The sequence below is a fragment of the Nocardia sp. SSK8 genome, assembly GCF_037034205.1.
Taxonomy (GTDB): Bacteria; Actinomycetota; Actinomycetes; order Mycobacteriales; family Mycobacteriaceae; genus Nocardia.
On sequence record NZ_JBAGKD010000005.1, the window covers coordinates 292,637 to 305,731 of the forward strand.

The following is a 13,095-nucleotide window of genomic DNA, read 5'->3' on the forward strand; positions in this document are numbered from 1 at the left end:
CGTCGGTCGGCCCGGTAGATGACCGGATTCGACGATTCCGTGGCGCCCTACCGCCCCCTGATCCTCGATCCGGCCGACCAGACCGACGCGGCAACCCTGCGGCAGCTGCTGGCCACCGCGGGTATCGAGCGCACCGACCTGCGCGAGGGCCTGCGCGCCGAGCTGGACCGCCTGGTCGGGCTGCCCCCTGGCATCGACCCGCACGAGGAGCGCTGGGTCTACTACCCGTGGCGGCGCGCGCTGGTCGCCGTGCTCGGCCCTGACGCCTACCGGGCCATCCGCTCCGACCGCAATCGCAACAAGCTCACCCGCGACGAACAGCAGCGGCTGACCGCGCTGAGGGTCGGTGTGGTCGGGCAGAGTGTGGGCCATTCGGTGGCCTACGCGCTGGCGCTGGAGGGCTCGTGCGGGCTGCTGCGGCTGGCCGATTTCGACACCATCGAGCTGTCCAACCTGAACCGGGTGCCGGGCGGGTTGTTCGACGTGGGCGTCAACAAGTCGGTGGTGACCGCCCGCCGCATCGCCGAGCTCGACCCCTATCTGCCGGTCGAGATCTGGCAGGCCGGGGTGCTCGACGACACCGCCGACGAGTTCCTCGACGGCCTGTCGGTGGTCGTGGAGGAGTGCGATTCCCTCGACATCAAATTCGCGGTGCGCGAGGCCGCCCGCAGACGCCGGATCCCGCTGCTGATGGAGACCAGCGACCGCGGCCTGTTCGACGTCGAGCGCTACGACCTCGAACCCGGCCGCGAGCCCTTCCACGGCCTGCTCGGCGGCACCACCGGCGCCCAGCTGCGCGGCCTGGACACCAAGGCCAAGGCCCCGCACGTGCTGCGCATTCTCGATCCGGGCCGGTTGTCGGCGCGGATGGCGGCCAGCCTGGCCGAGATCGGCGAAACCATCACCACCTGGCCACAATTGGGCAGTGATGTGCAGCTGGGCGCGGCGATCGTCACCGCGGCGGTGCGCCGGATCGGGCTCGGCGCCAAGCTGTCCTCCGGCCGGACCCGCGTCGACCTGGAGGCCGCGCTGGACTCGCTGGCCGAGCCCGGTTATCTCGGCGACGACACCGTCGACCCGGGCCCCGAGCCCGCCGAGGACGAACCGCCCGGCGACGCCGTCGCGGCGATCCTGGCCTGCGCCCAGCGCGCCCCCTCGGGCGGCAATGTCCAGCCGTGGCGATTACGCGGGGACGCCGAGCTGATCGAGATCGCGCTCGACCCCGCCGCGTCCACCGCCATGGACGTGCGCTCGCGCGGCAGCGCCGTCGCGGTCGGCGCCGCGCTGCACAATGCCCGCGTGGCCGCGGCTGCCCACGGGTTGCTGGGCGAGCCGGAACTGCGCGTCGACGACCCCGCCGCCCCCCTGCTGGCCCGCCTGCCCCTGCGCCCCGGCCGCGACCCCGACCTGGCCGCCGACTACCCCCTGGCGCTGTCCCGGCACACCAATCGCCGCCTCGGCGTCCCCCGCGTGCTCTCGGCGACGGTCCTGCCCGCCCTGCGCTCGGCCGCCGCGGCCGAGCAGGCGAGCGTGCACGCGATCACCGCGGTGGACGCGCTGGCCGAGGCCGCCGGGCTGCTGGGTTCCAGCGACCGTGTCCGCTACCTCACCCCGCAGCTGCACGACGAGCTCTACGCCGAACTGCGCTGGCCCGGCGAGGATCTGCGCACCGGGATCGACGTGCGCACCCTCGACCCCGCCCCCGACGAACTGGCCAAGCTCCAGGTGGGCAGGCGCACCGATGTGATGGACCGGCTGCGCGAGTGGTCCGGGGGCAGCGCGCTGGGTGAGTTCACCGTCGACCGGGTGCGCGCGAGCTCGGCGCTGATCGCCGTGTCGTTCCGTCCACGGGCCGGTGAGAGCCCGGATCTGGCCGACTACGCGCGGGCGGGCGCGGCCGTGGAACGGGTGTGGTTGCGGGCCCAACTGCTGGGGCTGGCGGTGCAGCCGGTGTCGCCGGTGTTCCTCTACGCCGACCGGCCCGAGGATTTGCGCAGCGTTTCTCCCGAGTTCACAGATACACTTGCGAGCATTCAGAGGCGTTTCCTGGACGTGCTGGGAATCCCTGAGGATGAGAACGTGGCATTGGTTCTTCGTCTGAGCTACGCCGCGCCTGCGAGCGTTCGCAGTCGACGGTTGCCGGTGCCCGGCAGTAGGAACGACGGATAGCGCGGATCGGAGACAACGTGCCTCGGCAAACGCTCGACTCACTGGTGACCCAGGTCGCCTCCGAGTTGATGGGTGTCGACGCCACGACCATGGTGGCGGCGAGCGAGCGGGTTCTCGCCTCTCTGGTGGAGCACTTCGACGTCGACTTCAGCTACCTGCGCCACACCGACCGCGCGCGCCGCGCGACCGTGCTGGTCGCGGAGTGGCCGCGCCGGGTGGACGTGCCCGATCCCGACCCGCTGCGCGTGGTCGAGTTCGAACACGCCGACTCGGTGTTCCGGGCCCTCGAATTCGCGGTCGAGCCGCTGATCGTGCGCCCCGGCAACGACAGTGCCGACTACCAGGAGACGATCCGCCAGGGTTCGGGCATCCCCGAGGTGGCCATGGCCTGCGTGCCGCTGGTCTCGCGCGGGGAGTCCACCGGCGTGCTCGGCTTCGTGAAGATGGGCGACCGGGCTTGGTCGCAACGCGAGCTCAATGTCCTCAAGGCCATCTCGGCGCTGTTCGCCCAGCTCCAGGCCCGCGTGGTGGCCGAGGAGAAGCTGCGCTACATCGCCCTGCACGACGACCTGACCGGCCTGGCCAACCGCCGCGCCCTGCTCGAATACATGGAAGACCGGCTGCATCCCGACAACCCCGGCCCGGTCGCCACCTTCTTCCTCGATCTCGACCGGCTCAAGGCCCTCAACGACTTCCTCGGCCACAGCGCGGGCGACAATTTCATCCGCACCCTCGCGCGCAGGCTCAAACAGAACCTCGAGCCCGGCGACATGATCGCCCGGCTCGGCGGCGACGAGTTCGTCATCGTGCCCGCCGCCCCCATGGACGCGGTCGCCGCGGAACTCGAGGCCACCCGCATCCAGCAGCTGATCGGGCGCCGGGTCTCGGTCGGCCAGGAGTCGGTCAGCCGGGGCGTGAGTGTCGGTGTGGCGGTGGGCATTCCGGGCGAGACCTCGGTATCGGACGTGCTGCGCCGGGCCGATCACGCGCTGCTGTCGGCCAAGTCCGGCGGCGGCAACGGGGTCGCGGTGTTCACCGACGCCATGCGCGCGCAGTTCGAACTCCAGGACGATGTGGAGCTGAACCTGCGCAGCGCGGTCTCCGACGGCTCGCTGGTGCTGCACTATCAGCCCGAGGTGGACCTGCGCACCGGCCGGATCGTGGCGCTCGAGGCGCTGGTGCGCTGGCAGCATCCCACCCGCGGCCTGCTGCCGCCGGGCGCGTTCGTCTCCGTCGCCGAGGCCACCAATCTGGCCGGTGAGCTCGGCCGGTGGGTGATCCGTTCGGCCTGTTCGCAATTCGCCGACTGGCGCAGGCGCGGGCTGGCGGCCAATGTCGTCATCCGGATCAATGTGTCGCCGGTGCAGCTGGTCAGCGCCGATTTCGTGGAGCGCATCGAGGACATCCTGCGGCTGTTCGGCATCGACGGCAGCTCGGTCTGCCTGGAGATCACCGAACACGTCGTCGTCCAGGATCTCGTGCGCACGCGGCTCACCCTTCGCGGCCTCAAGCGCATGGGCGTGCAGATCGCCATCGACGATTTCGGCACCGGCTACAGCTCGCTGTCGCATCTCAAGGCGCTGCCGGTGGACGCGGTGAAGATCGACCGCGGTTTCGTGCAGCGCCTCGGTGACAGCAACGACGACCTGGCCATCGTGAAGTCGATCATCGGCCTGGCCGGGTCCTTCGGCCTCGGCGTGGTCGGCGAGGGCGTCGAGACGCCGATGGCCGCGCGCACGCTGGTCGGCCTGGGTTGCTATCGCGCCCAGGGCTTCCTGATCGCCCGTCCGATGCCCGCCGAGGATGTCGAGGCCCAGCTGCGGGAGGGTCGCATCCCGCTCGACCTCGATCTGCCCCGCGCGGGCCGCGGCGTGGCGCCGAGCTGACGGCGGCGATGTCGGCCGACGGATGGTTACTGGTGGAGACCCTCACCGAGGATCTCACACCCACCCTGGTCGCCACGGACGCGCAAGCGAGACAATGGATTCCGGCTCCGCGCTGGTCGCGGGTGCTCGGGCCCGGACCGGCCCGGCTGGTGCTCGACGCGGTGCGGCGGGGTCGCGCGGGGGAGTCCGGGCGGCACGTCGCCGGTGACACGCTGGTGCTCACCGAACCGGTGCGCTGCGCCTTCGGCGGCATCCACGGGGTGCAGGTCTGGCTCGGCCCGGCCGACGCGCCCGTGCGCGCGCGGCGCCGGGTGGCGGCCTGGGACTGGGAGGCCGAGTCCGAACTCGCCTATCACGGACCGGGTTTGGAAGAACTAGTCTTCGCCCGCGACCCCGCGGACGTCCAGGTGGTCCGCACGCCGCCGGACGCGTTCGGCCGGATGGTGCGCTTCGACGGCCGGGTCGACTACTTCGCGGTGGCCACCGACATGGCCCCCGGCGGGCACTGGCAGGGCGAGGTCGACATGGCAGGCGACGACGACTGCGTGCGCCGCTTCCAGATGATCACCCGCGCCCGCCCGCGCCTGCGCCGCGTCAGCGCCCTGATGCACGCCATCCCCGAACTCGACGCCGACGCGGCCGCCGTCGACCCCGACGTCCTCATGCTGCGCGCGGTCTCCCAGCGCACCGGCGTCGGCGTCGGTTTCATCCTGCTGTCCAGTGCCGTCATCTACGAATGGGCGGGCGAACCCCCACCACCCCTCGACCGCTGGGCCGTCGAACGCCCCACCATCGCCCCCGCCGACCACGCCGCCCTCCGCGCCGCCTGCGCCGCGGCCGCCCGCACCCCCGGCACCCCCCGCCGCCTCACCCTGCACCTCCGCTTCGCCGAATCCGACTGGATCCGCGCCAACGCCGAAGTGGTAACCATCACCACCGCCGCCACCGGCCACGGCCTCCTCCGCGTCTGGACCGACTCCGCGAGCCCGTAACCTCTCCTCCCGCTTCCGGTCTCGACGGTCTCTCGAACCTGCTGGTGCTAGCGTGGCGCGCGAAGGGTGATACGGGAGGTGGGGATCATGACGACACTCGGGGCGGATGAGTCCGCGGCGGTCGCGCAGGCGCTGACGGTGGCGCAGGTGCTGGCCTGGGAGCCTGCGACCTTGTCGACGCGCGGGAACACGTGGTCGACGCAGGCGGCGCAGCTCACCGATTTCGACGACCGGATGTATCGCGCGGTCGACGCGGGGCGCGATTTCTGGACCGGCAGCGCGGCGGAGGCCATGCGTACCAGTCACGACGAGACCCGCACCAAGGCAAAGACATTCATCACCGCGTTGCAGGACGGTGCCGCCGCGGCACAAGCGGGTGCGGGCACACTCGACTCCGCCAAGACCGCCGTCGCGAATGCGGTGAAGTCGGCGGAGGCCAAGGGGTACGAGGTCGGCACGGATGGCACGACCACGATCTCCGCGAGCACGCATCAGACGCTGCTATCGCAGTTACCCGACGCCTCGTCGTACACGGTGGCGGCGGGTGCGTTGCAGGTGGACGCCGACGCGTCGACCACCGCGGTGAAGCAGGCCCTGGACAACGCGCGCACGGCGGCGTCCTCGGTGCAGGCCGCGATCGAGAAGGCGTTCTCGAACCTGCCCGACGGCGATTCCACTACCTTGCTGGCCAGCCCGAAGAACATCTCGGACCCCGATATCCAGGCCCCGGGCCAGACGTCGCGCGCGCAGCAGGAAATCGACGCCAAGTACGACTACTACAAGGCCATGATCGAAAGAAATGGGGGAACCTTCGATTCGGGTGCCGATCAGAAGAATCTGCTCGCGATTCGCAAGGAGACCAACACCGCGGCGAACGGTGGCAACGGCGTCTACGACGACAAGGCGGTGCTGCTCTGGGTCGACGAACGTGGGGTCAAGCACGTCAGCGAGTACACGGCGAATACGGATCCGACGAACCGGTACATCAACAATGAAAGTGAAACCCGGGATGTGAACGGGGACGGCAAGGAGTATCGCCGTGACGACGGAAGTGTCTGACCGTGTCCGGTCACCGCTGCCGACCGCATGGAAAGCGGTGATGTCGGTAGCGGTTGTCGCGACCTTCCTGTGCTGCGCCTGGCGTGTGTGGGCGAGCGTGCCGGTGTTCGACGACGATGAGGTCGTGCTCTTCGTCGCTCCCGTGCTCGCCGTTCCGGTGCTGGTGTGGTTGGTCTTGGTGATTATCGCCGGAGTGAAGAAATACGCGAAGTGGTGGCGGTGGGGGCTGCTGGTTCCGGTGTTCATCATCGCCACGATCGTGCTGTCGGGGCTTTATGTTCCGGGCCGGATCGGTTGGCTGATGACGCGCGGTGAGATGGATCGGGCGGCCGCCCGGTGCGACGCGCTAGAAAGCGGACGTTTCGGCGTTCCGTACAAGAGTGAAACGATCGGCAATTACGAGTTCCACCATATTATCGGTGGTCCCCGTGGGGATTGTAAGTTCTCTCTGGCGAGGTACTACCCCGGTGCCACCAGCGGGTTCATGTACCTTCCGGATGGCCAAATCCCCACCAGCACAATCGACACCAGGTATGTCCATCTCGGTGGCTATTGGTACTACTTCAGGTGACAGTCACTCGCAGACCAGTCGGGTCGGGCAGTTCAGCTGTACATCCAGCACCCGCGCACCGGGCCCTTCGGCGCCGAGATGATCCTGTTCGTTGACCAATTTGCAAGACCCCAGGGACAGGCATCCGCAGCCGATGCACCCGGTGAGGTTGTCGCGGAGGCGGGTGAGTTGGGTGATGCGGTCGTCGAGGTCGGCGCGCCAGGTGGTGGACAGGGTTTCCCAGTCGCGGCGGGTGGGGGTGCGGCCTTCGGGGAGGCGGTCCAGGGCCGAGCGGATCTCACTGAGTGGGATGCCGACACGCTGGGAGATGCGGATGAAGGCGACGCGGCGCAGCGTTTCCCGAGCGTAGCGGCGTTGATTGCCGCTGGTTCGACGACTCGATATGAGACCTTCGCGTTCGTAGAAGTGCAACGCGGACACTGCAACTCCACTACGATCGGAGAGCTGACCGGGGGTCAGCTCCTTCGTTTGCCAATCGGCCGTCGTCATTTCCTGCTCTCCTCCCACTTCACCTCAACAATACTTGAGGTCTTTGTCGCGTGTACGAAAACGGGCGGACTCGATCGCCGCTGGTCTGCGGGTCTTCCGTGCCGACCCGCGTGGTTCGGATTACCGTTTGCGCATGGGAACCGCCCCCGACACGCGCCTGGCCGTCACCTCCGAGGTCAGCACGCTGCGCACGGTGCTGCTGCACCGGCCCGGTGACGAACTACGCAGGCTCACCCCCAGTAATAACGACCAGCTGCTCTTCGACGGCATCCCGTGGGTCGAGCGGGCCCAGGCCGAGCACGACGCCTTCGCCGCGCTGCTGCGCGAACGCGGGGTGGAGGTGCTGCTGCTGGCCGACCTGCTCGCCGAGACCCTGGCCGTGAGCGGCGCCGCGCGCATCCAGGGCATCTCCGCGGCCGTCGACGCGCGTCGGCTCGGCCACGGCCTGGCCGATCAGCTCGCCGCCGAACTGCGCAAGGTCGAGGCCCGCGAGCTCGCCGACATCCTGATGGCGGGCATGACCTTCGACGAGCTGCCCTTCGGCCCCGACACCACCTCGCTGGTGCGGCGGATGCACCACGGTGCCGATTTCGTCATCGATCCGCTGCCGAATCTGCTGTTCACCCGCGATTCCTCGTTCTGGATCGGGCCCAAGGTGGCGATCACCTCGCTGGCGCTGCCCGCCCGGATCCGGGAGACCTCGATCACCGATCTGGTCTACGCCTTCCACCCGCGCTTCCTCGGGGTGCGGCGGGCCTACGAATCGCATACCGCGCCGATCGAGGGCGGTGACGTGCTGCTGCTAGCGCCGGGCGTGGTGGCGGTCGGGGTGGGGGAGCGCACCTCGCCCGCGGGCGCGGAAGCGCTGGCACGCAGCCTCTTCGACGACGATCTGGCGCACACCGTGCTGGTGGTGCCGATAGCGCAGAACCGCGCCACCATGCACCTGGACACTGTGTGCACCATGGTCGACACCGACGCGGTGGTGATGTACCCCGGCGTGCGGGACACCCTGCGGGCGTTCACGATCCGCCGCGAGGACGGTTTCGCCGCCCGCGGTGATCTGGAGCGGATCAGCATCAGCGGCCCGGAACCGTTCCTGCCCGCGGCGGCGGCCGCCATGAATATCGCGAAGCTGCGGGTGATCGACACCGGGCGCGACGGGGTCACCGCGGAACGGGAACAATGGGACGACGGCAACAACACCCTGGCCCTGGCACCGGGCGTGGTGGTCGCCTACGAGCGCAACGAGATGACCAATTCGCGCCTGGCCGACGCCGGGATCGAGGTCCTCACCATCTCCGGTTCGGAGCTGGGGTCCGGGCGCGGTGGTCCGCGCTGTATGTCCTGCCCGCTGTCCAGAGACGAGGTCTGAGCGCCGTGTTCCACGTCGAGCTGTCCACCGAGTCGGCCCAGCCGCCCTACGAGCAGTTGCGGATGGCGGTGATCGAACAGGTCCGCGCGGGCACCCTCACCGCGGGCACCAAGATCCCCACCGTCCGCGCCCTGGCCGCCGACCTGGGGATCGCCCCCAATACCGTCGCCCGCGCCTACCGCGAACTCGAAGCCGACGGCGTCCTCGAAACCCGGGGCCGCCAAGGCTCTTTCATCGCCTCCTCCGGCGACCCCACCCGCGATATCGCGGGCCGCGCGGCCGTCGACTACATCGCCACGATCCGGCGTCTCGGCCTGTCCGACCGCGACGCCGTCGAGTTCGTCCGCCGCGCGCTGGACGTCTGACCGCCCGTTCGGGATCTCATTCGTAACGATGGCGGCACGACAGCACCCGGATCACGTCGCCGTCGACCCGGTAGACGAGCCGATGCTCCTGGGTGATCCGGCGCGACCACCAGCCGGAAAGGTTGTGTCGCAACGGCTCCGGCTTGCCCATGCCGTCGGCTTGCCCGTTGGCGATGATGTCGTCGAAGAGCCGGTTGATCTTGCGGGCGGCTGCCCGGTCGTTGGCGACGGTCCATTCGTAGTCGGCCCAGGCGTCCTCGGCGAAGTCCAGCTTCACGCGACACCGGGTGCGTCGGAATCGTCCTCGGGAACGTCGAGCCGCTCGCGCGGGACGAAGCCGCCCGCCGCGTACTGTTCCAGGCCGCGCTGCAGATGCCGGGCGTTGGCCGGGGTTCCGAGCAGGTGCGCGGTCTCCTTCAACGCTTCGTACTCGCGAAGTGAGACGACGACCGCGGGCTCGTGACCGGCCCTGGTGACGACCACCTCTTCCAGGTCGTCGGTCGCGGTATCGAGCACCTTGGCCAGAGTCGCTCGTGCCTCGGTGTAGCTGATCTGCCTCATGAAACAAATGTACAGGGAGTCTGTACGGAAGGCTCAGCGCCAGCTGGGGAGCCAGAGGTGGTCCTGCCAGCTGGCCGGGCTGATCGGCTGGGCGGTGAGAATCGGCCACAGCCACACGAAGTTCGCGATCACCAGCGCCAGATAGATGCTGGCGATGAGCAGCCCGAGGGCATAGCGCTCGTTGACCGGAGCGGGCAGATAGGTGCCGGTGGGGCTGCGTGGGATGCCCGCGGGCCGGGCCGAGCCGAGGATGTCGCCGAGGATCAGGGCCACGCCCATGACCAGGAACGGGGCGAGTACCACCGCGTAGAAGAAGTACATCTGCCGGTCCAGGGTGAGGAACCAGGGCAGCAGTCCGGCGCCGTAGCCCACCAGCACGGCCGCGTAGCGCCAGTCGCGGCGCACCACCGAACGCCAGATCATCCAGCCCAGCGCGGGCAGCGCCAGCCACCACAGCGCGGGTGTGCCGACGGCCATCATGGCTTTGACGCATTGTGCCTCGCCGCAGCCGCTCACCGAGCCGTCGGCGTAGTAGTACAGCATCGGGCGCAAGCCCATCGGCCAGGTCCACGGCTTGGATTCCCAGGGGTGGTGATTGCCCGAGGAATTGGTGAGTTCGGTGTGGAATTCCAGGGTGCGGGCGCTGTAGTACCAGAGCGAGCGCAGGGCGTCGGGGGCCACGTGCGACCAGAAGCCGTCGGTGCCGATCGCTTCCTTGGTGGTCGCCGGATTGCCGACGGAATAGCGGTAGACGCTGGATTCGCTGGCGAACCAGGCCCAGTAGGTGGCGAGATAGGTGACCAGCGGGACGGCGACCAGCGCGTAGAGCGCGGGTCCGATATCGCGCACCGCGGTGCCGAGCCACGGCTTGCGCACGCCGTAGGCGCGCCGGGCGCTCACGTCGAAGGCCACGCACATCAGGCCGAAGAACATGATGAAGTACATGCCCGACCACTTGGTGCCGCAGGCCAGGCCGAGCAGCACGCCCGCGCCGAAGCGCCACCAGCGCACGCCCAGTCGCGGTCCCCAGGCGGTGACGCCGACCCGCCCGGCCAGGTCGGCCGCGGCCATCCGCTGTCGCACCTCGTCGCGGTCGACGATCAGGCAGCCGAACGCGGCCGTCACCAGCAGCGCCATGAAGATGTCGAGCATGCCGATGCGGGAGGACACGAAGGTCAGGCCGTCGGCGATGAGCAGGACGCCCGCGAACGCGCCGATCAGCGTCGAGCGGGCCATCCGCCGCACGATCCGGATCACCAGCAGCACCAGGATCGTCCCGGCCAGCGCCGCGGTGCCGCGCCAGCCCCAGGCGTTGTAGCCGAAGATCGCCTCGCTGATCGCGATGAACTGCTTGCCGACCGGCGGATGCACCACCAGGCCGTAGGCGGGGTTGTCCTCCACGCCGCCGTTGGTGACCATCTGCCAGGCCTGCGGCGCGTAGTGCTTCTCGTCGAAGACGGGGGTGCGCGCGTCGGTGGGGTAGTTCAGGTTCGCGAAACGGGTGATCGCCGCGATCAGGGTGAGCGTGAGGGTGACCGCCCAGCCGCGCGCGGTGTCGAGCGGACCGAAATCCGGGGCCGGGCGCAGGGGTCCGGGAGCGACCACCCCGGGCACGGGTCGCGACATCGCGCGTGGTTCGGTCACCGGGATCACGCCCCGATCGTAGGCGGTGCGCCCGTCGAAGTCCGATTCGACACCGTCGCCCCGTGGCCGCGCACAGGCCGGGACGGCCCGGTTACCCACGCCTGACAGAATGGATCGACCCCGATCGAGCCGGGCGGAACTACGGAGAGGCGGGACGTCAACTGTGCTGGTCCTAGCGGCTACCCCGATGGGCGATATCGGTGACGCGTCCCAGCGCCTGCGCGACGCGCTCGGCTCGGCCGACGTGGTCGCCGCCGAGGACACCCGGCGCACCCGCGCCCTGGCCAAGGCGCTGGGGGTGGAGATCACCGGCCGGGTGGTCAGCTTCTACGACCACGTCGAGACCGCCCGCATCCCCGCCCTGCTCGACGACATCGCGAGCGGGCTGACCGTGCTGCTGGTCACCGACGCGGGCATGCCCTCGGTCAGCGACCCCGGCTACCGGCTGGTCGCCGCCGCGGTGGACCGCGAGCTGCCGGTCACCTGCCTGCCCGGGCCGTCCGCGGTGACCACCGCGCTGGCGCTGTCGGGCCTGCCGGTGGAACGCTTCTGCTTCGACGGCTTCGCGCCGCGCAAGAGCGGCCAGCGCCGGGAGTGGTTGCGCACCTTGACCTCCGAACAGCGCGCCTGCGTGTTCTTCGAGGCCCCACACCGGCTGGCCGACTGCCTGGCCGACGCCGTCGCCGTGCTCGGCCCCGACCGCCGCGCCGCCGTCTGCCGCGAACTCACCAAGACCTACGAGGAAGTCGTGCGCGGCACCCTCGCCGAACTGGCGGCCTGGTCGGTCGAGGGCGCCCGCGGCGAGATCACCGTGGTCCTGGCGGGCGCCCAGCCCCCCACCGCCGATGCCGCCGACCTGGTCACCGAGGTCGAAACGCTCGTCGCGGGCGGCATGCGCCTCAAAGACGCCTGCGCCGAAGTGTCCGCGGGCCGCGGCGCCTCCCGCAAGGACCTCTACGAAGCCGTCCTCGCCGCCCGCACTACCGACTGAACATGCGGTTGCGATTTTTTCGAATTTGCCTGATCCTGTATTCATGACAGGCATTCATCGGGAAGCTCGGCGGAAGGGCACGGTCCTGCCGCCCGAAGATCTGCGTGAACTGCTGGATCTGTCCGTCTTTTTGGAGCAGCACGACGAGCCTGCCGCCCTGCTCGGCCCCGATGGCCAGCAAATTCCGCTCCCGGTAGAGGTGTACGAGGTACTTGTCCAGGTCGTCGATGCGATGCGTAAGCGTCGAGCCGTGACCATCGCGCCGGTGGAGCAGTGCCTGACGACGCAGCAGGCCGCGGACCTGCTCGGAATCAGTCGGCCGACACTGATCAAGTTGCTGGAAAAGGGGGAGCTTCCTTGTGAGAAGCCGTCCGGCAGCAGGCACCGGCGGCTGTTGCTCAGCGATGTGCTCGATTACCAGGAACGTCGGCGGGCGGAACGAACCGATGTACTCGATGACCTTGTCCGTGATGCCGAGGGCGACGGTCTGTACGACCCCCCGGTCGACGCGTACCTACAAGCTGTCGAGGAGGCACGGGCCGCGAGAACCGCGGAGGGCTGATGTCCGGATTTCGGGTGGTGCTGGATGCGTGCGTTCTCGTTCCCATCGTGAAATCGGATCTACTTCTCACGCTGGCCACGCGGCATGCCTTTTGTCCGCTGTGGAGCGACCGGCCTGCCCGATATCGCGGACCGGCATGTGGTCGCGGCCGCCGTGCGAGGCAACGCCGAAGCGATCGTTACCGACAATCTCAAGCATTTCCCCGTAGACGCGCTCGCTAGGTGGGGTCTGCACGCGATCAGCTCGGACGATTTCCTGCTAGACGTCTTCGATCTGAGTCCGAGCGTGATGCTGTCGAGCCTGATCGAGATGGCTGGTCGACGAAGGAACCCGCCGGTCACGGTCCCTGAGATCGTGGTCGCGCTCGGTGCGGCCAACGCGTCCAGATTCGCCCGCGAGATCGAAGCCGTTTTGGTCGAGGGCATGTGACG

Annotated in this window: 14 protein-coding genes; 10 read left to right on the top strand and 4 right to left on the bottom strand. The window is 69.2% G+C overall.

Annotated features, from left to right (window positions below; all coding sequences use genetic code 11):
- Positions 1–18: 18 nt before the first annotated feature.
- From WA675_RS12525 to WA675_RS12545, 5 genes are all read left to right on the top strand, one after another.
- Positions 19–2,169: an Rv1355c family protein gene (locus tag WA675_RS12525; RefSeq protein ID WP_336084408.1), complete on the top strand. Its 2,151-nt coding sequence runs from the start codon at positions 19–21 to the stop codon at positions 2,167–2,169.
- A gap of 68 nt (positions 2,170–2,237) precedes the next feature.
- Complete coding sequence (locus tag WA675_RS12530) at positions 2,238–4,055, top strand: putative bifunctional diguanylate cyclase/phosphodiesterase (RefSeq protein ID WP_336084536.1); 1,818 nt, start codon at positions 2,238–2,240, stop codon at positions 4,053–4,055.
- Positions 4,056–4,063: 8 nt separating this feature from the next.
- Positions 4,064–5,047, top strand: a complete 984-nt coding sequence (locus WA675_RS12535) for a GAF domain-containing protein (protein WP_336084409.1) — start codon at positions 4,064–4,066, stop codon at positions 5,045–5,047.
- Positions 5,048–5,134: 87 nt separating this feature from the next.
- Positions 5,135–6,106, top strand: a complete 972-nt coding sequence (locus WA675_RS12540; protein WP_336084410.1) for a WXG100 family type VII secretion target — start codon at positions 5,135–5,137, stop codon at positions 6,104–6,106.
- Entirely contained in the window at positions 6,087–6,677 is a 591-nt protein-coding gene (locus WA675_RS12545; protein WP_336084411.1) for a hypothetical protein, read from the top strand. The genes WA675_RS12540 and WA675_RS12545 overlap by 20 nt, the downstream gene beginning before the upstream one ends.
- 3 nt (positions 6,678–6,680) lie before the next feature.
- On the opposite strand, the gene soxR is transcribed toward WA675_RS12545, so the two are convergent.
- The gene (gene soxR, locus WA675_RS12550; RefSeq protein WP_336084412.1) at positions 6,681–7,166 is read right to left on the bottom strand and encodes a redox-sensitive transcriptional activator SoxR; all 486 of its coding nucleotides are present in this window, start codon (positions 7,164–7,166) and stop codon (positions 6,681–6,683) included.
- A 133-nt stretch (positions 7,167–7,299) separates the two neighbouring features.
- On the opposite strand from soxR, the gene arcA reads away from it, so the two are divergent.
- Complete coding sequence (arcA, locus tag WA675_RS12555; RefSeq protein ID WP_336084413.1) at positions 7,300–8,541, top strand: arginine deiminase; 1,242 nt, start codon at positions 7,300–7,302, stop codon at positions 8,539–8,541.
- A gap of 5 nt (positions 8,542–8,546) precedes the next feature.
- Positions 8,547–8,906 carry a GntR family transcriptional regulator gene (locus tag WA675_RS12560; protein ID WP_336084414.1) on the top strand — a complete coding sequence of 120 codons (360 nt, stop codon included), beginning with the start codon at positions 8,547–8,549 and terminating at the stop codon, positions 8,904–8,906.
- Between the two features lie 16 nt (positions 8,907–8,922).
- Here WA675_RS12560 and WA675_RS12565 read toward each other — a convergent pair whose 3' ends face one another.
- From WA675_RS12565 to WA675_RS12575, 3 genes are read right to left on the bottom strand one after another with little or no spacing between them, the layout of a single operon-like run.
- Positions 8,923–9,183, bottom strand: a complete 261-nt coding sequence (locus tag WA675_RS12565; protein WP_336084415.1) for a Txe/YoeB family addiction module toxin — start codon at positions 9,181–9,183, stop codon at positions 8,923–8,925.
- Positions 9,180–9,467, bottom strand: a complete 288-nt coding sequence (locus WA675_RS12570) for a type II toxin-antitoxin system Phd/YefM family antitoxin (protein WP_336084416.1) — start codon at positions 9,465–9,467, stop codon at positions 9,180–9,182. Before WA675_RS12570 ends, WA675_RS12565 begins: the two co-directional genes overlap by 4 nt.
- Positions 9,468–9,500: 33 nt before the next feature.
- Entirely contained in the window at positions 9,501–11,093 is a 1,593-nt protein-coding gene (locus WA675_RS12575) for a dolichyl-phosphate-mannose--protein mannosyltransferase (protein WP_336084537.1), read from the bottom strand.
- A 127-nt stretch (positions 11,094–11,220) separates the two neighbouring features.
- On the opposite strand from WA675_RS12575, the gene rsmI reads away from it, so the two are divergent.
- The 3 genes from rsmI (at position 11,221) to WA675_RS12590 (ending at position 13,093) form a co-directional block, all read left to right on the top strand.
- Positions 11,221–12,102 carry a 16S rRNA (cytidine(1402)-2'-O)-methyltransferase gene (gene rsmI, locus WA675_RS12580; protein ID WP_336084417.1) on the top strand — a complete coding sequence of 294 codons (882 nt, stop codon included), beginning with the start codon at positions 11,221–11,223 and terminating at the stop codon, positions 12,100–12,102.
- A gap of 43 nt (positions 12,103–12,145) precedes the next feature.
- Positions 12,146–12,664, top strand: coding sequence for a helix-turn-helix domain-containing protein (locus tag WA675_RS12585; RefSeq protein ID WP_336084418.1), 519 nt, complete (start codon positions 12,146–12,148; stop codon positions 12,662–12,664).
- Positions 12,665–12,748: 84 nt separating this feature from the next.
- Positions 12,749–13,093: a hypothetical protein gene (locus WA675_RS12590; protein ID WP_336084419.1), complete on the top strand. Its 345-nt coding sequence runs from the start codon at positions 12,749–12,751 to the stop codon at positions 13,091–13,093.
- The last annotated feature ends 2 nt before the right edge of the window (positions 13,094–13,095 follow it).

Excerpts from the sequence above, each read along its gene's own strand:
- soxR (WP_336084412.1), bottom strand. The coding sequence starts at position 7,166 with ATGACGACGGCCGATTGGCAAACGAAGGAGCTGACCCCCGGTCAGCTC.
- WA675_RS12530 (WP_336084536.1), top strand. The coding sequence starts at position 2,238 with ATGGGTGTCGACGCCACGACCATGGTGGCGGCGAGCGAGCGGGTTCTC.
- WA675_RS12535 (WP_336084409.1), top strand. The coding sequence starts at position 4,064 with ATGTCGGCCGACGGATGGTTACTGGTGGAGACCCTCACCGAGGATCTC.
- WA675_RS12575 (WP_336084537.1), bottom strand. The coding sequence starts at position 11,093 with ATGTCGCGACCCGTGCCCGGGGTGGTCGCTCCCGGACCCCTGCGCCCG.
- WA675_RS12590 (WP_336084419.1), top strand. The coding sequence starts at position 12,749 with ATGCCTTTTGTCCGCTGTGGAGCGACCGGCCTGCCCGATATCGCGGAC.
- arcA (WP_336084413.1), top strand. The coding sequence starts at position 7,300 with ATGGGAACCGCCCCCGACACGCGCCTGGCCGTCACCTCCGAGGTCAGC.
- WA675_RS12570 (WP_336084416.1), bottom strand. The coding sequence starts at position 9,467 with ATGAGGCAGATCAGCTACACCGAGGCACGAGCGACTCTGGCCAAGGTG.
- rsmI (WP_336084417.1), top strand. The coding sequence starts at position 11,221 with ATGGATCGACCCCGATCGAGCCGGGCGGAACTACGGAGAGGCGGGACG.
- WA675_RS12585 (WP_336084418.1), top strand. The coding sequence starts at position 12,146 with ATGACAGGCATTCATCGGGAAGCTCGGCGGAAGGGCACGGTCCTGCCG.
- WA675_RS12540 (WP_336084410.1), top strand. The coding sequence starts at position 5,135 with ATGACGACACTCGGGGCGGATGAGTCCGCGGCGGTCGCGCAGGCGCTG.
- WA675_RS12525 (WP_336084408.1), top strand. The coding sequence starts at position 19 with ATGACCGGATTCGACGATTCCGTGGCGCCCTACCGCCCCCTGATCCTC.